Here is a 22747-nt window from a genome sequence, read left to right as displayed (position 1 = left end):
CGTGTCATCATCTCCACTGCAGGCCAGGGCTCTTGTGATCGGGGCCGGAATCGGCGGCCTGACCTGTGCGGTCGCGCTCAGGCGGGTCGGCATCGACGTCGAGGTGTACGAACGCGCCACCGGGCTGCGCGAGGCCGGATCCGGGCTGGCGGTCATGAGCAACGCCGTCGCCGCCCTGAGCTCCTTCGGCATCGACCTCGGTCTGGACAAGCGCGGCCAGGCCGTGGAGTCGTTCCGGATCACGGACCGGCGCGGCCGGCTGATCAGGGACCTGCCGTTCAAGGACGCCTGCGCCCGGGTGGGCGCGCCGAGCTTCTGCCTGAGCCGCGCCGACCTCCAGGAAGCCCTGCTGGCGGAGGCCGCGGACACCCCGATCCGGCTGGGAGCGACCGCGGTCGGCTTCGAGCCGGCCGGCGCGGGCGTCACCGTCCGCTTCGCGGACGGCAGTTCGGCCACCGGGGACGTCCTGATCGGCGCCGACGGCTTCAACTCGGCCGTACGGCGCCACCTCGTCGGCCCCGAGGAGTCACGCAACAGCGGCTACGGTTTCGGGCTCGCCATCGTCCCCTTCCGGCACCCCCGCCTCAGCACCGGCGGGGTCCGCCACTACTGGGGCCACGGACAGCGCTTCGGCCTCATCGACATCGGCCACGGCCGCTGCTACTGGTGGGCGACCACGAGCCTGTCCGCCGTGGCATCCGACCCGGACCGTGTCAAGCACACCCTCGGGCGGGCGTACGCGGGCTGGGCCGAGGAGGTGCGGGCGGTGATCGAGGCCACGCCGCCGGCGGACATCCTCACCGTGCCCTCCCGTGACCGGGACTTCCTGGAACGGTGGGGGGAGGGCCCCGTCACCCTCCTCGGTGACGCCGCCCACCCCATGCTGACCACGCTCGCCCAGGGCGCGGGCACGGCCATCGAGGACGCCATCGTACTGGCCCGCACGCTCACCGGATCGGCGAAGGGCGACGACCTCGGGCCGGCCCTGCGCACCTACGAGGACCGACGCCGCGACCGCACCAGGGCGATGGTGGCCGCATCCCGCGCGATGAGCGACCTGACGCACGGCGCGCGCCCCCGGCGGAGGCTGCTCCGGGACGGCTACTTCCGGCTGGTGCCCCGCCCGGTGCTCGTCCGGCAGACCACGCAAGCCCTCACCTTCCCGGCCGGGCCGGCCGCCGGACCGGGCAGCGTCCAGCGCGCACTCAGCCCCCTGGAGCGGCTGTACTGGATCGTCGACCGGACCTCACCCCTCAACGTCATCGCCCGGGCCCGCGTCCTGGGGCACGTACCCGCGTCGCTGCACCGCCGCGCCCTGGACGCGCTCCAGGTCCGGCACCCCCTGCTGCGGGTCGCGATCACCGACGGCGGCGCCGGAACGCACCCCGCCTTCGCCCCGCTGGACGGGCGGCCGATCCCGCTGCGGCACGTCTGCGTGCCGCCGGACGATGCCGCGGCCGACACGCGCTGGGAGCGCGAGGTCAACGACCGCGAACTGGCGGACGGCATCGACTGGCGCACCGGGCCGCTGCTGCGCGCGGTGGTGATCACCTCGGGAGGGAAGGACGGCGAGGACGAAGGCGGTTTCCAGGACCTGGTGCTGACGGCGTCGCACACCATCGCCGACGGCAAGACGTGCCTCTCGCTGCTCCGGGAGTGGATCGAACTCGCTGCGCAGTCCGGATCCGGCACGCCGCTCCGGGTCACCCCGCTCCGGGCGCGACCCGCGACGGAGGACCTGCTCCCTCGCCGCCACCGGGGCGCGGCAGGGGTCGCGGGGCTCAGGGCCATGCTGCTCCGGGACCGGCAGGCCGACCGGCGGCAGCCCGCACAGCGGGTCGTCCCCAGCCACCCGGTCCCGTTCGAGCAGCGGCGGACCCGGATGGTGCACAGGTTCCTCGACGCCGACCGGCTGGACCAACTGGTGCGGGCGGCCGGACGACACGGCACCACGGTCCACGGAGTGCTGGCCGCCGCGATGGTGACGGCGCTCGCCCGGGACGCGGGAACCCGGGGGAGCGCACACTTCTCGATCGGCTCGCCGGTCGACTTCCGCGGTGATCTCCGGCCGGCCGTCGCCCCGGACGAGGTCGGCACCTATGTGGCCACCGTTCCCTCCCGGGTCCGCTACGAGCCCGGCCTGCCACTGTGGACCATGGCCAGGGAGATCAGCCAGGACCTCGGGCGCCGCCGCCGACGTCAGGACCACCTGGCCATGCTCAGCCTGCCGCGCTGGGCAGGGCCGAAGTCGCCGGCCGACAGCGGGCCGTTCATGCGGTTCATGGACGAGGAGGGGCCGATCAACCTCTGCCTGTCCAACGTCGGCCGCTACGAGTTCCCCGACCGGGTGGGCCCGTGGCGGGTCCGCGACGCCCAGTTCGTCACGGGCATCTCGGTCATGGGCACCATCGTGGCGACGGCCACCACCAGCCACGGCCGGCTCGCCTGGAACTTCGGCTACGTCGAACACGTCGTTCCGGAGCCGCGCGCCCGGCGCATCGCCGACGAATCCGTTCGCACCGTGCTGTCCGCACTCGTCGAATGACCGGTCGGACCCGTCCCGCACCACCACCCACCGTCGAGAGGTCCACAGCTCCGATGACCGTCGCCCCGATCCAAGCGCTGACCCGACGCCGTGCCCTGCCCGTCGGCCAGAACGGCTCGCTGTGGGAGGCCCGGCCCTCGTGCGGGATCTTCGAGTTCCGTGGCACGCGGCTGCGGATCGCGGTGGAGGACCCCACCGAGATCCTGTTCCCGACCGACTGCGGGCTGAGCCTGATCGCCGCACTCGACGGCGGTGGAGGCCCCGACCTGGAGGGTGTCAGCGCCCTGGACATCGGGGCGGGTTCCGGCCTCTACAGCGTGGCCCTCCTCGCCGCCGGGGCCGGGCGGGTGACCGCTCTGGACATCAACCCCGCCTCCGCCGCCCAGACCGCCGCCAACGTGGTGGCCAACGGCCTGGACACCACCCGGCTGACCTGCGTCACCTCGCCGCTGGGGGAGTACAGCCCCGACGAGCGGTTCGATCTCGTGATCACCAACCCGCCGCACCTCCCCTACGACCCGAGCTATGCGCGGGGTGACGGGCTGGAGACCGCGCTCGTCGCCCGCAGCGGCGGCCGTGCGGTGTACGAGGACGTCGTCGAGCGCATCGACGCGCTGCTCGTGCCGGGCGGCACCCTCCTGATGGCGCACTCCTCGCTGGCCGACGTCCCCCGGACCGTCAGGGAGCTCACCGCGCGGGGCTACGAGAGCGGCACGCTCGAAATCTTCGAGATGGACATCCCGCTCCTGACGTACGCCGAGCACAAGGACACCATGCTGAGGCTCCTGAGGGAACGGCGGGCCGCGGGCCTGGCGGAGTTCGACGGGTCGCGCTTCACCGTGCACGTCCTGACGTTCCGGCGCCCCCCGGACGACGGCCGCCGCTGACACCTCCTCACGACCGAGCGGCCCCGGACGACGCGTCGGCCCTGTCCTGCATCAACCGCGCGATGTCGGCCAGGGTGGCGGCGTCCGCCAGCTCGTCGTGGTCGATCACCAGTCCGGGCTCCTGCTCCAGCACCAGGGAGAGCTCCACCACGAACAGCGAGTCCAGGCCGAGCGCCGTCGGCGTGGCTCCGGGGGAGACCAGCTCGGGCTCCACCTGGAACCTGTCGACCAGGACGTTGATCAGGATGTCGTACACGTCGTTTCTCCCAAACGGGTCAGTGCGGGTGGGTGAGGCGGGGCCACACCAGGGTGGTGGCGCCCCAGGTCAGTCCGCCTCCGAAGGCGGTGAGCAGGACGCGGTGTCCGGGCGCGAGGTCCCCCGCGCGGTGAGCGTGATCGAGCAGCACCGGGATCGACGCGGCCGACGTGTTGCCGACCTGCTCGATGTTGGACAGCGCACGGTCCGCCGTCAGCCCCAACCGTTCGGCGAGCATGGCGGTGATCCGTGCGTTCGCCTGATGGGGAACGATCCGGTCCACCTCCTGCGGCTTCCACCCCGCGGCGTCCAGCGCCGCGCGGGAGGCGGAGGCCATGTGCTGCACGGCCCGCCGGAACACCTCCTGGCCCTCCAGCCGCAGATACGGATCGGCCGGGGCGCCGCGTGCCGCCGATCGCTCCTCGGATCCGCCGCCGCGCACCGTGATCAGGTCGAGGCCGCCGCCGTCGCTGCCCAGCACGCACGGCCCCAGGGCGCCGGGTTCGTCGCGGTGGCCGGAACGGAGCACGACGGCGCCGGCGCCGTCGCCGAAGAGCATGCTCGTGGGGTCGTCGGGGGCGACGCTCAACGACAGCACATCGGTACCGATCGCCAGAACGGTGTCGGCCGTGCCCGCAGCGATCAGGCCCTGTGCGACACCCAGGGCGTAGAGGAAGCCCGCGCACACGGCCTGGACGTCCAACGCGGCCGCACCGGCCATTCCCAGCCGCGCGGCGACGCTCGGAGCGGTACCGGGACACGGCCTGTCCGGTGACGTCGTCGCGACGACCACGGCTGCGACGTCGCCGACCGCCGACCCGGCCAGCGCCTCACGACCGGCCGCGACCGCCAGGTCCCCACTGGTGGTTCCCGACTCGACGACGTGCCGGAACCGGATGCCGGAGCGCCGGAACATCCACTCCGGTGCTCGGCCCAGGCGTTCGGCCAGCTCGCCGTTGGCCACCCGACGCGGCGGCAGACACGAACCGACCCCCACCAGGACGGCCGCCGGGGCTCGTTGATCCCTCACTTCTCCACCCTCGACGGTACGGCCCGCGTTCGACGTCCCGCCGTCCGGAACGCCGGCACAGGACGAGCGGGGCACGTACGGACACTGAAGGCGACAACACTCAGCGTGGTCGCACGCACACGCGGTGTCCCGCGCGGCTCAGTCGTATCACGCCCGACAGCCCGGCGGGGCCAGCGACTCGCAGCCCCGGGGCGGCCGCGTGGAGGAGCGGGGCCGCCCCGCCCGCCCGGAATGTGCGGTCGCCTCGTAGTGAGGTGACATTTCCTCACATCGCTGTGCCCAAAGCCTGATTGACGCGCACAGAACCCTCACGCGTGTAGCGGAAATCTCATCTCGACGACGTCCGGAGCCAACGTGCCGGTTACACACGGTCGGTACGCTGGACACCACGGTGATCGGCGACGGACCGAGGGGAGGCGGCAGTGACGGTACGGCGGATCTCGCGCGGCAAGCGCCTCGCCCTCCTGCTGGCCGCGGTCGTCTCGGCCGTGCTCGCCGCGCTCGGGTCCGGCTCGCAGGCGTTCGCCGCCGAGCCGCTGCCGCAGTCCACGGCCGCCGACGGACACCCCGCCTGGAAGGTCCACCACCTCACCGAAGCACCGACCACGCGCGTCACCGCCCACCACCGTACGAGCGGCGGCACGGCCGCGCGGACGGCCGTCGGCGCGGCGGCCGACACCGGCACCGGCGCGGCGCCCGCGCCCGCGCCCGGCCCGGTGCCCAGGGGGCCCGTGCCCGACGCCAACGGGTCGAGACCGGCCGCACTGTCGCGCCTCCAGGTGTTCCGCTGCTGACGGCTCCCGCGCGCTGACCGCACCGCGCACGGGTTCCGGCACGCGCCCGCGACGGGCGCGTGCGGCCTCGCCATGCCCTCGGGCGGCGACCGCCCGGAACCTCCGGGCCTCGTCCGGCCATCGGACCCACGGCCCCGCGGCCGTCCGCGCGTCAGCCCGCTCCGCTGCCCCACGACAGCAGCTCCCCGCCCGGCACCACCCGGGCGGGAAGAAGGAGACCCCTCATGCAGTCCCTCGTGACGCACGCCCGCGTCTTCCCGCACCGGCTCGCCACCAGCGGCCACGACCTCGGCGGGCTCTCCGCCGGGCAGGCACCCGAAGCCCTGTTCATCACCTGCTCCGACTCCCGCGTGGTCCCGGCCCTGATCACCGGCTCCCGCCCCGGCCAGCTCTTCGAGCTGCGCACCGCCGGGAACATCGTGCCCGCCTACGACACGGCCGCCCCCAGCGGTGAGGCCGCCACCATCGAGTACGCCGTCGACATCCTGCAGGTCCCGGACATCATCGTCTGCGGACACTCCCACTGCGGGGCCATCGGGGCCCTGGTCCGGGCCGAGGACCTGGACCCCGTGCCCGCCGTCCGGACCTGGCTCGAACACGCCGCCCCGCCCACCCGCCACCTCGCGCCCGTCGCGGCCCACGACCAGGACGAGGACGTCGCGCGCCCGGTGCAGCGCAACGTCCACGCCCAGCTCGACCGGCTGCGCACCTACCCGGGCGTGACCCGCCGACTGGCGGAGGGCACCCTGCGACTGCACGGCTGGTACTACGAGGTGCACACCGGCACCGTCCTCGCCGGCTCCGACCGGGGGTTCCTGCCGCTGTGAACACTCCCCACCGCTCCCACGGCTCCGACCGCCCCGACGCCTCCGGCCGGTCCGGCCGCTCCCTGCTGCGCGCCCCGTTGGCGCACTGGCGCCGGGACCTGCCCGCCTCCCTGGTCGTCTTCCTGGTGGCCGTCCCGCTGTGCGTCGGCGTCGCCGTCGCCTCCGGCGTGCCCGCCGAACGCGGCCTGATCACCGGCATCGTCGGCGGACTCGTCGTCGGCCTGCTCCCCGGCAGCAGCCTGCAGGTCAGCGGGCCGGCCGCCGGCCTGACCGTCCTCGTCTACGACGCCGTCCAGAAGTTCGGGCTCCCCTCGCTGGGAGCCGTCGTTCTCGCAGCCGGACTCCTCCAGGTCGCGATGGGCCTGCTGCGCATGGGCCGCTGGTTCCGCGCGATCTCCCTGTCGGTCGTCCACGGCATGCTCGCCGGGATCGGGCTGATCCTGATCCTCGGGCAGCTCTACGCCGTCTCGGGGCGGTCGGCGCCGGGCTCCGGCACCGCGAAGGTCGCCGGGATCCCGGCCCTGCTCGGCGACTGGCTGACCGGCCGGGCCGCGATGACCGCAGTCGCCATGACCGCCGCCACCGTGGCCCTGCTGATGTGCTGGAAGAAACTGCCCGCCCCCGTCCGGGCGGTGCCGGCCCCGCTGGCGGCGGTCGCCCTCGCCGCGGGCGCGACCGCGCTCTTCGACCTGGACGTCCCCCGGGTCCGGGTGGACGGCCTGCTCGGCGCCGTCGCCGTCCCGACCGCCGACGGCCTCGGCGCCGTCGCGAGCGCGGCGGGCCTGGGCACCGTCCTCGCGTTCGCCGTCATCGCCTCCGCCGAAAGCCTGTTCAGCGCCGCCGCGGTCGACCAGATGCACGACGGCCGCCGCACCGACTACGACAAGGAGCTCACCTCCCAGGGCATCGGCAACACCCTGTGCGGGCTGCTCGGCGCCCTGCCGATGACCGCCGTGATCGTCCGCAGCGCCGCCAACGTCCAGGCCGGGGCCCGGACCAAGGCCTCCCGCGTCCTGCACGGCGTGTGGCTGCTGCTGTTCGCCGCACTCGTACCGGCGGCCCTGGGGCTGGTACCGCTGGCCGTCCTCGGCGGCGTGCTGATCCACGCCGGCGGCAAACTGATCCCGCTGCGGCAGGGCGCCGCCCTGTGGCGGGCGCACCGCAGCGAGGTCGTCGTGCTCACCGCCACCGCGGGGGCGATCGTCGTCACCAACCTCTTCGAGGGCGTCCTGCTGGGGGTGGCCCTCGCCGTCGCCAAGAGCGCCTGGCAGACCTCCCAACTGCACATCGACCTCACCGACGCCGGGGACGATGGCCCGCTGCACGTCCGGCTGAGCGGCAACGCGACCTTCCTGCGGCTGCCCCGGCTGCTGGACACCCTGGAATCCCTGCCGACCGACCGCGCGGTCGACCTCGACTGGAGCGACCTGCGACACCTCGACCACGCCTGCCGCACCGCCCTCCTCACCTGGGCCGACCAGCACGCCGCACGGGGCAGCGCCGACGTCCGGCTGCGGCCACCCCTGGCGGTGAGCGCCTGACGTCCTGACCGCCGGCGTGTGGGCGGGCCGCTCCGACGGGGCGCCCGCCCACACGCACCGGCCCGAGCCGACGGGGCACGCCCCGCCAGGCGTCCGCCGTCACCGGTGGCGCAGCAGCCCGAACCCCGCCCGGGCGGGGGCCTGCCGCACGACGTAGGCCCTGTCCGGACCTCGTCGCCGGCTCCCACCAACGCCGACCACACCGTCCGGACTCGCGCCCCGCCCGCCCACCTGCGCCGGCGCAGCACCAACGCCCGCCATCCGGACGTCCTCGCGGCCCGGCGCCGCGAACGAGCCGGCATCCACGGCGAGAAGGGCTTGCGCAGGGGCGGACGGCCGCCGAAATTCGTGTGATCCTGCCGAGTGGCACCGGCACACTGACGCCATGACTGGTCCTGCACTGCCCCAACTGCTTCGACCGCGCGCCCTGAGGCCCGGAGACCTCGTCGTCATCGCCTCGCTGTCCGGTGCGCTGCCGGCCGCTCACGAGCCCAACGTCGAACGGACGGTGGTGGTGCTGGAACGGATGGGATTCCGCGTGCGTCGGGCCCCGCTGCTCGAAGCAGGACGCCGCCACTGGTGGAGCGCCGCCACCCCGGCGGAGATCGCCGGGGAGTTCAACGGCCTTCTGCGTGATCCCGAGGTGCGCGCGATCATCGCGAGCGACGGAGGCCAGACGGCGCTCGGCTACCTCGACCTGATCGACATCGAGGCGATCAGGGCCGATCCCAAGCCGATCCTCGGCTACAGCGACATCTCACTGCTGCACCTCGTGCTCCATGCGCGCACGGGCCTGGTCGGCTTCCACGCCGACATGGCCGTCCCCGGCTTCGGCGGGCACTGGCAGTCCGCGCCCGTGGCGCGCCGGGCGGAACTCGAAGAGCTCTACGCCAGGTTGCTGACCGGCACCGAGGCGATCGGTGCGCTGCCTGCGAGCCCGTCGTGGGAATGCTGGCGTCCCGGTCGTGCCGAAGGCCGGCTGATCGGCGGGGTGATCAACCGAATCGTGCTGGCGCAGGCGACGCCCTTCGCCCTTCCGCTCGAACGGTTCGACGGCGCGGTGCTGTTCTGGGAGGAGATGGGCGGCCACGCATCGTACGTCTGGAGCTATCTGCAGGTGATGCGGCACTGCGGCATCCTCGATCGGATCTCCGGCATGGTCGTGGGCGTTCCGCGCGAGATCAGTGGGCTGGAACCCGGCGCGTCCCCGACCCTGCCCGAGATCGTCCTCGACGTCCTCGGCGACCGTGACATCCCGGTCCTGGGCAACGTCGAGTTCGGGCATGCCGGCCCGAATCTGCCGATGCCGGTCGGCATCCGCGTCGGCCTCGATGCGCAGCAGCGGACGTTGTCGCTGCTCGAACCGGCGGTAGGGCCGCACGCGTCGACGGGGCCGGTCAGTTGACTGCACTGACTCGGGCCCCAGCTCGACGGGGCGGCGGTGGTCCAAGAGCATGCGGACGTGCATGACACTCCTTCACTTCATCGAGATCTGATTGACGGACGAGCACGGCTGCCTCGGGTGGGGGCTGTGGTTGCGGGCCCCGCGCCGTCGCTTCCGTGGCTGGTGGTGGATGCGGCCGATCGGGAGGTCGCCCCTGTCAGCAGCTACCTGCGAGACCGGATGCTGGGCGGTGTCAGCCCGCTGACCTGCCGCAGCTACGGCTTCGACCTGCTGCGGTGGTACCGGGTGCTGTGGGCCCTGGACGTGGGCTGGGAACAGGCGACAGAAGCGGAGGCCGCCGCGCTGGTGGGTTGGCTCCGCTCGGCCCGCAACCCGCAGCGGCAACGCAAGCAGGGCGGCTTCCAACCGGGTTCGGTGAATCCGACGACCGGCAAGCCGCTGCTTCGGGCTGGGTACGCGCCGGCGACCATCGCCCACAACCTCTCGGCCGTGCACGGCTTCTATGCCTTCCACATGCACTTCGGCCGCGGCCCGCTGCTCAACCCGGTCCCGGAGAACCGGGCCCGCCGCACAGCTCTGGCCCACCGCTCCCCGATCGAGGCCCGCGTCCAGCACAGGCGGGGCCGGCTCCGGCCGAAGGCGTCGGTACGGCAGCCGCGGGCGATGCCGGACCAGCAGTGGGACGCGCTCTTCGCGCAGATGGGCTGCGCAAGGGATCAGGCCCTGCTGTCCTGCTACGTCTCCTCCGGGGCCCGTGCCTCGGAACTGCTGGGCATTGGCCTGGGCGACGTCGACTGGACCAAGGGCCAGTTGTGGGTGATCTCCAAGGGCACGCGGGCCCGGCACCCGGGCCCCGGCAGCCGGTTCCGGCCTCCCCGCAGGCTCTGGCCTACCTTGCGGCCTACCTGGAAGAAGCCGGACTGCCGCCGGACGGGATGCCGGTCTGGCGCACTCGCCGGGGCGAGAGCCGGCCGCTCACCTACTGGGCGGCCCGCCGCATCATCCAGCGCGCGGACGAGGCGATCGGCGCGAACTGGACCCTGCACGACCTGCGGCACACTGCCGCGACCCGCCTGGCCCGGGACCCGGAGCTGACGCTGGTGGAGGTGCAGACCATCTTGCGGCACGCACATATCACCACCACCGCCCTCTACACCGTGGTCGGGCTGGACGACCTGGTGGACAAGCTCGCCGAGCACTACGCCCGGCCGGCGCAGCCGACGTCCTGGCCGACGCAGTACGCGGCGGATGACATCGAGGCGGTGTTCGGTGCCGGGCAGTAAGGTCGGCGACAGCGCGCGCGTGAAGGGCCCCACGACCAACCGGGTCCGACGTCATGAGGCCGGCGCCGAAGCGCCCGTCGGCAACTTTGCGCCGACCGCCATCGTCCCGGCGCCGCCGCCGGCCCCGACGCGGCCGCCCCGTTCTCTCGGCGATTTCAGCCGTGCCCCTCTTGAGGAAGTGGCTGCGGCCGTCGGGCGCCACTTTGCGACCTCCCCGAACGAGGAGTGGCGACGGGGCCGCGATGTCCGGGAGTTCCTTCAGCGCATCGCGCCGTTCCCGGGCGCGACTTGGCAGGAGCGTTGGGAGGCGTCTGGCCTGAACGAACTGAACAGGCCGGTCGGTGACCTCGCGGGCGACGACACGAAGCTGCGCTACCGGCTGTTCAGCGGGGCAGGCCATGCCTTCGCCATCAGGCTCATCCGCCCTACCCTGCACTCCTTCCACGCTAACCGGTTCTCCGTCTACACCCGCTGGTTTCGAAGCGTCGCGAGCGATCCGCTGCTTGAGGACTTCTGCCTGCGCGTCGGGCAGTTGCCCGTCTCGGAGCCGCGTCGGACACGGACGATGCGGGACATCTGCTGCGCGTTGACGGTGTTCGGTATCGATTTGGACGGTCTGACGCCGGAGGCCCTGCTGCACTACGCCGTCGAATGCCGCAAGCACGGGCTGTCCGGAGAGACCCTGCGTTCGGGCACCTTCGCTGGCACGCTGGCCTGGCCCGTTCTCCACGACATGGGGCAGTTCCCGGCCTCGGCCCCGCGCACCCTGCGGGCCGCTGTGACCCGCGGCCAGCTGCCCGTCGAAGAAGCCGTCGACCGCCACAAGCTGGACAACCCCGCCGTCCGCGACCTGCTGGTCGACTACATCACCCGGCGCTCGGCCAGCCTGGACTACTCCACCCAGCGCCAGCTCACGCACCTGCTGGCCAAGGTGTTCTGGAAGACCATCGAGGAGATCAACCCGGAACAGAAGGACCTTCGCCTGTCCGAAGAGGTCTCCACCAAGTGGAAGGAACGCCTGGTCACGCTCCCGAGCGGGAAGCCGAGGCTGGACGTTGACGGACCGCTGATGGCGGTCCGCGCCCTCTACCTCGACCTGCACACCTGGGCGGTCGCCGAGCCGGAGCACTGGGCAACATGGGTCGCACCCTGCCCGGTGAGCGACGCCGATCTGCGCTGGTTCCACCGGCGCAGACACAGGCTGCAAGAGCGGATGGCCAACCGGACACGCGAACGCCAGCCCCTGCTGCCGATCCTGTCCAAGCACGTCAACGACACGTGGAGCCGGCTGCGCGCGCTGCTGGATGCCGCCGAGAGCGTCGCCCCGGGCGAGGAGTTCCAGTTCGACGGCGCCACATGGCTGCGAACGTTGAGCCGGGACGACATCAACCACAACCGCCCGCCGGTCCGCGTGATCAACCGCGGGAGCGGCGAGCTGGTGCGACTGTCGTTCGAGGAGAACCAGGCGTTCTGGCAGTGGGCAGTCGTCGAGACCCTGCGCCTGGCGGGCCTGCGGGCTGAGGAACTGGTGGAACTGAGCCACCTGAGCGTCCGGCAATACCAGCGACCCAACGGAGAGGTCGTCGCCCTCCTGGTCATCACCCCGTCCAAGAGCGACCGGGAACGGGTGATCCCGATGTCCGCCGAGCTGTTCCACGTCATCGCCCAGATCATCCGGCGCCACCGCAAGCTGCACGGCACGGTCCAGGTCTGCGCGCGCTATGACCTGCACGAGAAGGTCTGGAGCGACGAACTGCCCTACCTGTTCCAGACCCTGCACGGCGGCACCCAGCGGTGCATGTCCAGCACCACGGCCTGGCGCATGATCCGCCGCGCCTGCCAGGAGCTGGAGGCCACCCACCCGGAGTTCGTCGGCGTGAAGTTCGCCCCGCACGATTTCCGCAGGTTGTTTGCCACCGAGCTGATCAACAACGGCCTGCCCATCCACATCGGCGCGGCCCTGCTCGGCCACCTCGATATCCGCACCACCCGCGGCTACGTCGCGGTCTTCGACGAGGACGTCATCAGCCACTACCAACAGTTCCTGGCCCGGTGCCGCGCCGAGCGACCCGAGGAGGAATACCGCCGGCCCAGCCCCGAGGAATGGACCGAATTCGAGGAGCACTTCGACAAGCGGCGGGTCGAACTCGGATCCTGCGGCCGACCCTACGGAACGCCCTGCGCGCACGAGCACGCCCCGTTGACTGAACGAACCAGGTTGATTGTGCAGTTCAGGGCACAGGTGACGTTGCGGCCCAGTACGGTCTGCGGTCGTGATGGACGATCGTGTGCCCGAGCGGGATCTGTCGAGGTTGGCCGTTCCTCGGTGGGGTCGGCTGATGGAGACCGGCGACCGGTACGAGCCCTACCGGCTCGTCGACGGCAACGGCGCGGCCGTGGCGCCGGTCGCGGTGTTCTTCCAGGAACTGCTCGCTGCCGGGAAGGCGGCGGCGACCGGTCCGCTCCTACGGGATGGACCTGCTGCGATGGTGGCGGTTCCTGCACGCGGTCGAAGTGCCGTGGGATCGAGCGACACTCGTGGACGCTCGGGATTTCAGCTGCTGGATCCAGCTGACAGTCAAGCCGCGAGCGACCGCGGGCAAGCGGCGGCCAGCCCGCACCGTCGGCGCCCCGAACCCGGTGACCGGGAAAACCACCCCAGGGCCCGGCTATGCCCCGTCGACCGTCGCCCACAGCGAGACGGTGCTGCGCAGGTTCTACGACCTGCACCGTGATGCCGGATCCGGACCGCTACTCAACCCGTTCCCGCTCGACCTGGCGCGTCGCTCCGGCCGCGCGCACGCACACCACAACCCGATGGACGCCTGGGCGCCGAAGCGGACAGGCCGCTACCGACCCACGGTCCCGCACCGGATTCCGCGCTCGATCCCCGACGAGTGGTTCAACACGCTGTTCGCGGCGCTGCCGTCGAACCGGGACCGGGCCCTGATCGCGTTCTGGATCTCCAGCGGAGTCCGGGCCTCGGAGCTGATCGGCGTCCGGCATTGCGACATCGACCCGGGACAGCAGCTGATCAGCGTTGTACGGAAGGGCTCCCGAGCACGGCAGCAGGTGCCGGCCTCGGCGGACGCGTTCGTGTGGCTGCGGCTCTACCAGCAGGAGCTGCACGGGCTGGTGCCGCGGGGCCGGACGCAGCCGGTGTGGTGGACGCTGCGGCGTCCGTTTCAGCCGCTGACCTACCACGGCGCCCACCGCATGTTCGAGCGGGTAAACGCCACCTTCGGCGCCGACTGGACCCTTCACGACCTTCGTCACAGCGCCGCCGCCCGCATGGTGCGCGACCCGGCGCTGACGCTGACCGACGTCCAGTGGGTCCTCGGGCACGCGCATCTGACCACGACCGAGATCTACCTCGCGCCGCGCGAGGACGAGGTCGTGGCCGAGGTGCTGGCCCACCACGCCCGGCGCGCCGAGCCGGTGCCGCCGCCTCCGGCACCCGGCTACGACCCGGATGCCTTGGACGTGCTGTTCGGGCGGTCTTCATGACCATCACCACGAAACACTCGACGCGCCGACAACTGCAGACCACGAATGCGACAGCCGAACAGGCCCGGGCGCGGAACAACGTACTGCGGGAACGCTTCCCGCCCCGCACCGCGGAGGCGTGGTGGCCGGCGACAGCGCAGTCGGCGGATGAGGTACTGCGTCGGCTGACGGCGCCACCGTACTTGCCAGCGGCCAACGCCACCCAGCCGGGCGGAGGCGCGGGGTCGCCAAGCTTCTGCGCTGGCTGTCCAGCTTCCCTGGGGATACCTGGCAGCAGCGGTGGAAGGCCAGCTGCGCCGAGGAGATCCCCGGCGCGGACTGGACGGATCTCCCGCTGCGTTTCTTGCGCCAGAGCGGGCTGTCGCCGTCGTATGAGCGCGTTGACCTGACCTCAGGGCTGCTGATGCTGGTCTGCGGCGACGTCATCCGTCCCGACCTCGCCTGGATGCTCACCCGCACCCACAAGCATCTGGCTCCGGTCATGGCCGAGGTCCGCGACCCCGAGGGGTTCGCACGGCTGGCACAGCTGGCCGAGTCTGGGCCAGCCAGCGCCCGAGGCGAGGCCACCATCGCGGCGACCCGGATCGCGATGCTCCTGGCCTGCAAGGGCGGGTCGATCGCGAATATCACCGTCGGCGACTGCGTGGAGCTGGTCGACACTCTGCGCCGTGTTCATGTCCGCGGAGGTCAGCGCAAGGTCGATTTCTACCTTCGGCTGCGGGCCTTGGGTGTCTTCCCTGAGGACGCCCCGGCCACGATCCGGGCGTTCGGGCTTGCCGCCGGCCAGCTGAGCATCGAAGAACTCGTGGATCGCTATCCGATCCGGTGCCGCCCGGTCCGCGACCTGATCGTGGACTACCTGCGCGAACGGCAGCCGTCGTTGGACTACACCAGTGTGGACGCGGTGTCGCGGACGCTGGCCGGGCTGTTCTGGACCCGGATCGAAGCGCTCTCACCGGGCATCGACTCCCTGCGGCTGCCACCCGCACTGGCCCGGGCCTGGAAGACAGACATCGCCACCAAGAAGCGCACCACGATCGGTCCGGACGGCACCGCCGTCGAGGTCGCCAGCCCCAGGCTGAACGCCAAGGACGAGCTCATCCGCGTCCGCGCCTTCTATCTGGACATCGCCCATTGGGCTGCGGAGGAGCCGGCCCGCTGGGCTCCGTGGGTGGTGCCCTGCCCGATCAGCGACGAAGAGATCAGCAAGGCCAAGGACCGCAAACACCGCAAGGTCCGGATGGATCAGCGCACCCGCGAACGGCTTCCCGTCCTGCCGGTGCTGACCAACACCGTCGACCGCGGGCGACGCGCCGCAGCCGAACTACTGACTGCCGCCGAGCACACCCGACCCGGGGATCTGATCCCCGACACCGCCGGAGCCTTGCCCAGAGCCGTCGCGCCCAAGGCCGCCGGGCACCTGACCTGGGCCGAGGAGACCTCGACCGGGCGGCGGCGGAACCTCACCTACGAGGAGAGCGAAGCCTTCTGGGCCTTCGCCGCGATCGAGGTCCTGCGTCTGACCGGCATCCGCAACGAGGAGCTCCTGGAGCTGACCCACCACAGCATCACCGAATACCGGCTCCCCAGCACCGGCGAAGTCGTGCCTCTGCTGCAGGTCGCACCATCCAAGACCGACAACGAACGACTCCTGCTGGTCAGCCCGGAACTGGCGGACGTCCTTTCCACCATCGTCCGTCGTCTGCGAGGAGGCAGCGGCGCGATCCCGCTGGTGACCTCCTACGACGTCCACGAGCGGGTCTGGAACCCGCCGATGCCGCTGCTGTTCCAGCGCGATATCGGCACCGAACACCGCGCTTTCACCCCGACCGCGGTCCGCAAGCTTCTGATCAATGCGCTGTCCGCCACCGGGCTGACCGACGCTGCCGGCGAACCGCTCGTCTTCTCCCCGCACGACTTCCGCAGGATCTTCGTGACCGACGCCATCATTAACGGTCTGCCACCGCACATCGCCCAAGTGATCTGCGGGCATAAGAGCCTGGACACGACGATGGGCTACAAGGCGATCTACCCGGCCGAGACCATCGAGGCCCATCGCGCCTTCATCGCCCGCCGCAGGGCCACCCGACCCGGCGATGAGTATCGGACCCCACGGAGGAGGAATGGGACGCATTCCTCGCACACTTTGAGAAGCGCAAGGTCTCCATCGGCACTTGTGCTCGCGCCTTTTCCAGCCCATGTATTCATGAACACGTCCCGTTGACCGAACTAGTTTGGGCTCCCTTCCAGGTCAACTCATAGTGACGACAATGGGGGTTATGGCTACCGCTGGCGGGTCGTCGTGACTGCGCGTGTGGTGGTGGATCTGGTTTCATCGCGTGTCGTCGAGTAGGTCGGCCCGTGGAGGTACGGATGCCAGAGCGCAGCACGACGGTCCGGGACGTGGCGGCACTGAAGGTGGCGCGGGTCGGCCGCGTCGAGAAGAGCGATGACCCGCTGCAGCCGTTCCGGCTCGTAGACGCCGATGGCACCGAGGTGGCGGCGGTCAGTGAATTCCTGCACCACATGCTCGCCGACGACGCGAGTCCGACGTCGCTGCGGTCCTACGCCTATGAGCTGTTGGCGTGGGTCCGGTTCTTACGCGCCGTGGACGTTCCCTGGAATCTGGCGAGCCGCGTCGAGGCCCGTGACTTCGCACTGTGGCTGAAGACCACGAAGAAGCCGCCCCGACGGCGCCGTCCCGACGCACCCGCCCCGGGCTCGGTGAACCCGGTCACGGGGAAGGCCGCGCCCGGCGAGAACTATGCCACGCGGACCAGGCGGCACGCTCGCGCGGTGATCCGCTCGTTCTACGAGTACCACCGAGAGACCCACGGCCGGCCGCTGATCAACCCGTTCCCGCAGGGCGGGGCTGCCGACGAGGGGAGTCCGAATGCGCATCACAACCCGATGCAGCCGTTCCGGCGGCCCTCGCGCCGGGGCACCTATCAGCCCAAGGAGCCCAAGCCAACCCCGAGGATCATTCCTGACCAGGCGTTCAACGACCTGTTCGCCGGGTTGAAGTACAACCGGGACAGGGCCCTGATCGCGTTCTACATCTCCACCGGCGCCCGCGCCTCTGAACTGCTCGGCGTCCTGCAGGGCCTGGTCGCGCCCGGGGACCAGACGATCGGCGTGGTCCGCAAGGGCAGCCAGGTCCTGCAGCACCTTCCCGCCTCCGCCGACGCGTTCGTGTGGCTGCGGCTCTACCAGCAAGAGCTGCGCGGCATGGTCCCCAAGCACCCGTCAGAGCCGCTGTGGTGGACGCTGCGACGGCCCTTCCGCCCGCTGGAGTACGACGCGGCCCGGATGGTATTCACCCGTGCCAACCAACTGCTCGGCGCGAACTGGACCCTGCACGACCTGCGGCACAGCGCGGCCAAGAGGATGGTCCGCGATCCGAACCTGACCCTCGCCGACGTGCAGTGGGTCATGGGACATGCCCACATCACCACTACGGAGATCTATATCGCTCCCACTCCCGACGAGGTCGTCGCCCACGTCCTGGCCCACCACGAGCGGCAGCGCACCGAGCAGGCCAAACCGCCAGCCCCGCCAGCGCCGGGCTACCGCCCCGAGGTCCTGGCAGCGCTGTTCGGCACATCGACCGTGGGCGGGTAGAGCCGGTGAACCCGACCGTGAACGCCGACGTCGCCAGGCCCGTCGAACCGCATGAGGCGGGCAGAGCGCTGGAGTGGGAACCGCGAGCCGGCGAAGCGAGCTGGTGGCAGACCCGTCAGAGCCGGGAGAGCCTGGTCGAGCGGCTGCTTGGACTGTTCACCGACCCCGGTGCGGGCCTGACCCGAGACAAGACCCGGCGGCGGGGCCTGGACAAGCTGCTGGACTGGCTCGAAGGCCAGGTCGAGAGACCTGGCAGGATCGCTGGATGGCCAGCGGGGCTGACGACGCCGGCTTCGAGTGGACCGATCTGCCCCTGCAGGGACGCGGCACACCCAAGAGCCACTGGCGCGATGAACTGGCCACGGGACTGGTCCTCCTGGTCGCCGGGCAGGCCATCCGCCCCAGCTACCCGTGGCTGCTACGGCAACGCGTGACGGTGATGCTCACCGAGTCCCGGGCCGCCAGCGACCCCGACGCCTTCCAGCGGCTCGAACAACTGGCCCAGCACGCGACAGCCACAGCGAGGTCCGACGCCCTGAACAAGCTCACCTGGATCGTGATCCGCAAGGGCGGCCTGGTCAGCGACATCACCGTCGGCGACTGCATCGAGCTGACCGCCGCACTGGAGGAACACCACTTCCGTGGCAGCGCGGGCAGGCCACTGTTCTATGCCTTGCTCAAGGAGACCGGCGTGCTCCCGGCCAGCGCACCGCTGCGGCTGCGGGCGCTTCGCATCGAGGGCCGCCGCAGCGTCGAGCAGATCGTCGACGCGTACGGCATCGAGTGCCGGGCCGTCCGTGACCTGCTGGTCGAGTACTTCACCGAGCGGGCTCCCGAGCTCGACCACGTCTCGCTGCGTTCTATCGCCCGCAACCTGTGCCGGTTGTTCTGGCGCGACCTGGAGATCCACCATCCGGGCATCGAGTCGCTGCGACTGGCGCCCGAGGTCGCGCAGGCGTGGAAGGAACGCCTGGCCTACATCCGTGACGCCCAGGGCCACCCGGTGCGGCCGCGGGTGAACTTCCGCAGCGAGCTGGTGTTCGTCCGGGCGTTCTATCAGGACATCGCCCGCTGGGCCGCCGACGATCCGGCGCGGTGGGCGCCCTGGGTGGCGCCGTGTCCGATCAAGGCGAACGAGTGCGCGACGAAGAAGTCCAGGTCCGGGGTGAAGTCCCGGATGGACCAGCGGACCCGGACCCAGCTGCCGCTGCTGCCCGCCCTGCTTCGCGCCGTCGACCGGCAGCGCAAGGACGCCGAGGCCCGCATCACCGCGGCTCGCGCGACGCCGACGGGTGGACGGTTCCTCGTTTCCGGGGAGGAGTTCGAGCGCTGCGGGTCCGGGCAGGCCCGCCGCGTCTACGTCACCGAGGTGGCCACCGGCAGGCGGCGGAACCTGACCCACGAGGAGGAGGCGGCGTTCTGGTCCTGGGCGACGGTGGAGGTGCTGCGGCACACCGGCATCCGGATCGAGGAGATGCTGGAACTCACCCACCACAGCTTCATCGCCTACACGCTGCCCACCACCGGCGAGGTGGTCCCGATGCTGCAGGTCGCCCCGTCCAAGACCGATGCGGAGCGTCTGTTGCTGGTCTCCCCGGAGCTGGCGGAGGTGTTGACCGCAGTGATCTTCCGGGTCCGGGCGGGGAACGCCGCCCTGCCGCTGGTGTCGGCCTACGACGTGTTCGAGCAGACCTGGAGCCCGCCCATGCCGTTCCTGTTCCAACGCCGGTACGGCACCGAGGACCGGCCGCTGACCCGCAGTTACATCCGCGAGTGCCTGGTCGCTACCTCGCAGTCCGCCCAGATCACTGTGGCCGGCGATCCGCTCGAATGGCGCCCCCACGACTTCAGAAGGATCTTCGTGACCGACGCCATCCGCTCCGGACTGCCCCCGCACATCGCCGCGAAGATCTGCGGCCACACCGCTTTGGACACGACCATGGGCTATGCCGCGATCTACCCGGAAGATGTGATCTCCCATCACCGGGCCTTCATCGCCCGCCGCAGAAACGAGCGGCCCAGCGAGGAGTACCGCGAGCTCACCGCCACCGAGCGGGACGAGTTCCTCTCCCACTTCGAGCTCCGCAAGGTCGCCCTGGGGACCTGCGGCCGTGACTACGCGACCCCGTGCCAGCATGAAAACGCCTGTGTCAGATGTCCCCTACTGCTCGTGGACCCAGCCCAGATGCCACGCCTCCAGGAGATCCACGCCAACCTCGTCGACCGGCTCCAAGAGGCCAGGGAGCAGGGATGGCTCGGCGAGGTGGCCGCCATCGAGACCACCATGGCTGCCGCCGCGCAGAAGCTGGAGGCCATGCGCGACCGGGCAGCGCAACCGTCCACCGTCCACCTCGGCATGCCCGACTTCCGCCGCGATGCCGGACGAAGCAGCGCCGAGTCCGAGGACTGAGCGCCAGCGCGTTCCCAATCTTCGCCCGCGAAATGCCGAGCTCTCACGGAGAACCGGGCCTGGCAGGATGCCCGGATAGAGATCTTGGAGGAAATCGCAGGCTTGGGCGCGGGCGGCGCAACCGTAATCAGTTGTGCCGTGATCACGCTACTCGGCGATACTCCATGCCGACAGGACGCACGGCGAGCTCGTTCGAAGGGCCCACCTGAGCTCCTGCAGGAACGGCAGATGACGAGGGTGAGATGGAAGCGACAGGCGCACGGGAAGAGTTCAAGTACTCCCTGACCGGCGACGACGACGAGGACACCCCTTGGGGGTTCGCTCACGATTGCACAGGCTTGTTCACGCCGCTCAAGGATGACCACCGGTTGGTCGACTTGCGCGGATGCGCACCGGAGGGTGGGCTGCTAGCCGCTCTCGACCGTGTCGGTGGACGTGACGCCTGCGCCGGGAACGCCTACCTGACCCTGCTCGATGCCGCTGGTGCCACGATGGGGTCTTACTTCGTCGGCGGCGTCACCGTGACCGCCGTCAAGCCGTCAGCTCTCAGTAAGGACCTCTTCGATGTCACGGTCCGACTCTGGTGCCAAAATGCGCTTCCTGGCTCCGCCGGGGTGTGGGAACTGATCCGTACCGGGCAGTTGAACCGAAATGGACTGTGGAGATCCATGGGCCCGGCGGGCCGCCTTGCATGGTTGTCCGTGGCCATGTTGTCCCGGGGATACCGGCACCGGATCGACAACGGCGACCGGGCACCGGGGCACGTGTTCAGGATGGACGGCCGTCAGGTTGTCGACGTCGACAGCTTCTATTGTGCGCTGGGCGAAGCGGTCGACGGGCCCGGCGGGTACTTCGGATGGAACCTCGACGCTTTGGACGACTGTCTCGGAGGAGGCTGGGGTGCTTCTCCTCCGTTCACGTTGGAATGGCAGCACTCGGAGGTAGCCAGGACACGGCTCGTGAGACAGCGTGCGCTGCACCAGGGCACTGAGACCTTGTTCGAGGTTCTCCTTGAGATCTTCGCCGACCACGGGGTCAAGGTCGTCCTGCAGTGAGGCGGCGACCGCCCGTGGCGCTCCGCGCGCTGGCGGTCGGCCGGCCAGCAGTTGGCGGCGCGACACGCCCGAATACTCCCTCGCGCCAAGATGTCCAACCACTACTTTGAGCAACTCGACTGCGATCCGCCCCGCCAGGCTGCCACCTGGGCTAGTTCGGATAAGCTTGTGTTCGTTGCTCGCTCCTCCGGCCGGACCCGGCCCAGCGCAGCCGGTTGGAGGAGATCCGCGACAACCTCGTTGCCCGCATCGCCGAGGCCGAGCGCGAAGGCTGGCTCGGTGAGGTTGAGGGGCTTCGTGTCAGCTTGACCGGCGCCAAAGACAAGCTCGCCCAGGTCGACGCACTAGCCGAGAGACAGTCGGCTGCCGTCCCGCTCGGCATGCCGGGCTTCAGCCGGGCCGGAGGAACCGCTGGGACGCCGCGACCAACGTCATGATCGAAGCCAGAGGCGAGCGAAGACGAGGATCAAAACGGAACCGACAGCCCGGCCTCGCGCAGCTGGGAGAGGGCTGTGGACATGCACTGCTGCACAGTCCTCCCATCAGCACGCATGCCATGCTCCAAGGGACCGCCGCTGGCTGCGAACGTCCACGCTGGCGCGCTATCAGCCACCCTCTCGGCATCAATCCTGATCATGGCATTCACGCCCTGCCCACCCAGCCATTCCAGGATGAGGAGTGTCACGTCCTCGATGCCACCATCCTGGTCGAACTTTGGCCAGCGGCCCTGGTTTCCTGTCATTGCCCAGACTCTACCGAGGAGTCCGAAGCAGTCGGCATCCAGCGGTCAGGCCGGGAGGATCAGCGCCTGGTTTCCATTCTGGCGAAGAGTTCAGCGCACTCGCTGGCGAAGGAACAGAGCTGGTCCACGACCTGCCGGTACTCCTGCGGATCCCGCACCATGTTCGACGTGGCATCGGTCCACTGCTGCCACAGGCCACCGGCGGCAAGGTATCGGGATGCTCGCTCGGTCCCAAGGACGGCATCGAGGTGAAGCAGTGTGCTGAGAGCAAAGGTCTGGTCGTAGACGAGGTCGGGTTGAGGCAAGTAGCGATCAAGGTATCTGCAGACCAGATCAGCGTCCGCGCTGGTGCCGAAAGTGGCAAGAGTGATGCAGTAGGACCCGTCGTAGGGGCCTCCGCTCGCCAGCAGGAGCTCACCGATGCGGCTGCGGAACTCGGTCCTGCCAGCTACAACAACCAGCCAGGAGGCAGTCCTACGCTCTCGCCAACCGCCTTCGAAAAGGATGCCGAGCTCAGCGGGAGTGATCTCCCCGGCAGCCTGGACCAGCTCCCTCATGAAAAGGTCGCGCTCAGGCCCGCTCAACCGCAGCGAGCTTCCACCCAGCCGCAGGTACCGCCGGCCGGGCGTGACGAATCGTCGGACCAGGTCCATGAGCTCGGGGTCGGTGCTGGCATAGCGCATGGCTGCATCCTCGCCCGGCGAGGACCCAGCTGCCAGCAATTTACACAGAGCCTCGAGTAGCGATCGCTAGTGCCGCATCAGGCAACGTTCGCCCTGGTGACGACCTCGCGTAGCCGTTCGTTGGCGGCGTGCTTGTTCCGCCAGATGATGTAGCGGCGGAT

18 protein-coding genes and 1 pseudogene are annotated in these 22747 nt (G+C 70.5%); 14 read left to right on the top strand and 5 right to left on the bottom strand.

Going from position 1 to position 22747, the window contains the following annotated elements:
• The first annotated feature begins 1 nt into the window (after position 1).
• A complete protein-coding gene (locus AB0D10_RS26915; RefSeq protein ID WP_360261102.1) occupies positions 2-2545 on the top strand; it encodes an FAD-dependent monooxygenase in 2544 nt (847 codons plus the stop codon).
• A 53-nt stretch (positions 2546-2598) separates the two neighbouring features.
• Positions 2599-3432: a methyltransferase gene (locus AB0D10_RS26910; protein ID WP_360261100.1), complete on the top strand. Its 834-nt coding sequence runs from the start codon at positions 2599-2601 to the stop codon at positions 3430-3432.
• Positions 3433-3439: 7 nt separating this feature from the next.
• On the opposite strand, the gene AB0D10_RS26905 is transcribed toward AB0D10_RS26910, so the two are convergent.
• Together AB0D10_RS26905 and AB0D10_RS26900 are read right to left on the bottom strand one after the other, a co-directional pair.
• Positions 3440-3688: an acyl carrier protein gene (locus tag AB0D10_RS26905; RefSeq protein ID WP_360261098.1), complete on the bottom strand. Its 249-nt coding sequence runs from the start codon at positions 3686-3688 to the stop codon at positions 3440-3442.
• 19 nt (positions 3689-3707) lie between these two features.
• Positions 3708-4718, bottom strand: coding sequence for a beta-ketoacyl-ACP synthase 3 (locus AB0D10_RS26900; RefSeq protein WP_360261096.1), 1011 nt, complete (start codon positions 4716-4718; stop codon positions 3708-3710).
• A gap of 422 nt (positions 4719-5140) precedes the next feature.
• On the opposite strand from AB0D10_RS26900, the gene AB0D10_RS26895 reads away from it, so the two are divergent.
• The 12 genes from AB0D10_RS26895 (at position 5141) to AB0D10_RS26840 (ending at position 21598) form a co-directional block, all read left to right on the top strand.
• Complete coding sequence (locus AB0D10_RS26895; RefSeq protein ID WP_360261094.1) at positions 5141-5512, top strand: hypothetical protein; 372 nt, start codon at positions 5141-5143, stop codon at positions 5510-5512.
• Between the two features lie 224 nt (positions 5513-5736).
• Complete coding sequence (locus AB0D10_RS26890) at positions 5737-6339, top strand: carbonic anhydrase (protein WP_360261091.1); 603 nt, start codon at positions 5737-5739, stop codon at positions 6337-6339.
• A gap of 62 nt (positions 6340-6401) precedes the next feature.
• On the top strand, positions 6402-7880 hold the full coding sequence (locus AB0D10_RS26885) for a SulP family inorganic anion transporter (protein ID WP_360261259.1): 1479 nt from the start codon (positions 6402-6404) through the stop codon (positions 7878-7880).
• 385 nt (positions 7881-8265) lie between these two features.
• A complete protein-coding gene (locus AB0D10_RS26880) occupies positions 8266-9285 on the top strand; it encodes a S66 peptidase family protein (protein ID WP_360261089.1) in 1020 nt (339 codons plus the stop codon).
• 812 nt (positions 9286-10097) lie between these two features.
• Positions 10098-10568, top strand: coding sequence for a site-specific integrase (locus tag AB0D10_RS26875; protein WP_360261087.1), 471 nt, complete (start codon positions 10098-10100; stop codon positions 10566-10568).
• Positions 10555-13143: a site-specific integrase gene (locus AB0D10_RS26870; RefSeq protein ID WP_360261085.1), complete on the top strand. Its 2589-nt coding sequence runs from the start codon at positions 10555-10557 to the stop codon at positions 13141-13143. Before AB0D10_RS26875 ends, AB0D10_RS26870 begins: the two co-directional genes overlap by 14 nt.
• Positions 13041-14075 carry a site-specific integrase gene (locus tag AB0D10_RS26865; protein ID WP_360261083.1) on the top strand — a complete coding sequence of 345 codons (1035 nt, stop codon included), beginning with the start codon at positions 13041-13043 and terminating at the stop codon, positions 14073-14075. Before AB0D10_RS26870 ends, AB0D10_RS26865 begins: the two co-directional genes overlap by 103 nt.
• A gap of 343 nt (positions 14076-14418) precedes the next feature.
• Complete coding sequence (locus tag AB0D10_RS26860) at positions 14419-16299, top strand: site-specific integrase (RefSeq protein ID WP_360261081.1); 1881 nt, start codon at positions 14419-14421, stop codon at positions 16297-16299.
• Positions 16300-16448: 149 nt separating this feature from the next.
• Entirely contained in the window at positions 16449-17696 is a 1248-nt protein-coding gene (locus tag AB0D10_RS26855) for a tyrosine-type recombinase/integrase (RefSeq protein WP_360261079.1), read from the top strand.
• A gap of 265 nt (positions 17697-17961) precedes the next feature.
• The gene (locus AB0D10_RS26850) at positions 17962-20106 is read left to right on the top strand and encodes a site-specific integrase (RefSeq protein ID WP_360261077.1); all 2145 of its coding nucleotides are present in this window, start codon (positions 17962-17964) and stop codon (positions 20104-20106) included.
• Between the two features lie 242 nt (positions 20107-20348).
• Positions 20349-21161, top strand: coding sequence for a barstar family protein (locus tag AB0D10_RS26845; RefSeq protein ID WP_360261075.1), 813 nt, complete (start codon positions 20349-20351; stop codon positions 21159-21161).
• A 215-nt stretch (positions 21162-21376) separates the two neighbouring features.
• Positions 21377-21598, top strand: coding sequence for a hypothetical protein (locus AB0D10_RS26840; protein ID WP_360261073.1), 222 nt, complete (start codon positions 21377-21379; stop codon positions 21596-21598).
• Positions 21599-21627: 29 nt separating this feature from the next.
• Here the strand turns inward: AB0D10_RS26840 and AB0D10_RS26835 are convergent, their stop codons facing one another.
• The 3 genes and pseudogenes from AB0D10_RS26835 to AB0D10_RS26825 form a co-directional block, all read right to left on the bottom strand.
• Complete coding sequence (locus AB0D10_RS26835) at positions 21628-21903, bottom strand: hypothetical protein (RefSeq protein WP_030216444.1); 276 nt, start codon at positions 21901-21903, stop codon at positions 21628-21630.
• Positions 21904-21962: 59 nt separating this feature from the next.
• A complete protein-coding gene (locus AB0D10_RS26830) occupies positions 21963-22586 on the bottom strand; it encodes a DUF6000 family protein (protein ID WP_360261070.1) in 624 nt (207 codons plus the stop codon).
• 77 nt (positions 22587-22663) lie between these two features.
• A pseudogene (locus AB0D10_RS26825) lies at positions 22664-22747 on the bottom strand (transposase); the annotation flags it as partial.

It is taken from the genome of Kitasatospora sp. NPDC048545, assembly GCF_040651155.1.
Classification (GTDB): Bacteria; Actinomycetota; Actinomycetes; order Streptomycetales; family Streptomycetaceae; genus Kitasatospora.
The sequence above is the reverse complement of the archived record's forward strand: the minus strand, read 5'-3'. Positions and strand labels throughout refer to the sequence as shown.

Excerpts from the sequence above, each read along its gene's own strand:
- AB0D10_RS26910 (WP_360261100.1), top strand. The coding sequence starts at position 2,599 with ATGACCGTCGCCCCGATCCAAGCGCTGACCCGACGCCGTGCCCTGCCC.
- AB0D10_RS26890 (WP_360261091.1), top strand. The coding sequence starts at position 5,737 with ATGCAGTCCCTCGTGACGCACGCCCGCGTCTTCCCGCACCGGCTCGCC.
- AB0D10_RS26880 (WP_360261089.1), top strand. The coding sequence starts at position 8,266 with ATGACTGGTCCTGCACTGCCCCAACTGCTTCGACCGCGCGCCCTGAGG.
- AB0D10_RS26865 (WP_360261083.1), top strand. The coding sequence starts at position 13,041 with ATGGACCTGCTGCGATGGTGGCGGTTCCTGCACGCGGTCGAAGTGCCG.
- AB0D10_RS26855 (WP_360261079.1), top strand. The coding sequence starts at position 16,449 with ATGCCAGAGCGCAGCACGACGGTCCGGGACGTGGCGGCACTGAAGGTG.
- AB0D10_RS26850 (WP_360261077.1), top strand. The coding sequence starts at position 17,962 with ATGGCCAGCGGGGCTGACGACGCCGGCTTCGAGTGGACCGATCTGCCC.
- AB0D10_RS26845 (WP_360261075.1), top strand. The coding sequence starts at position 20,349 with ATGGAAGCGACAGGCGCACGGGAAGAGTTCAAGTACTCCCTGACCGGC.
- AB0D10_RS26835 (WP_030216444.1), bottom strand. The coding sequence starts at position 21,903 with ATGACAGGAAACCAGGGCCGCTGGCCAAAGTTCGACCAGGATGGTGGC.
- AB0D10_RS26830 (WP_360261070.1), bottom strand. The coding sequence starts at position 22,586 with ATGCGCTATGCCAGCACCGACCCCGAGCTCATGGACCTGGTCCGACGA.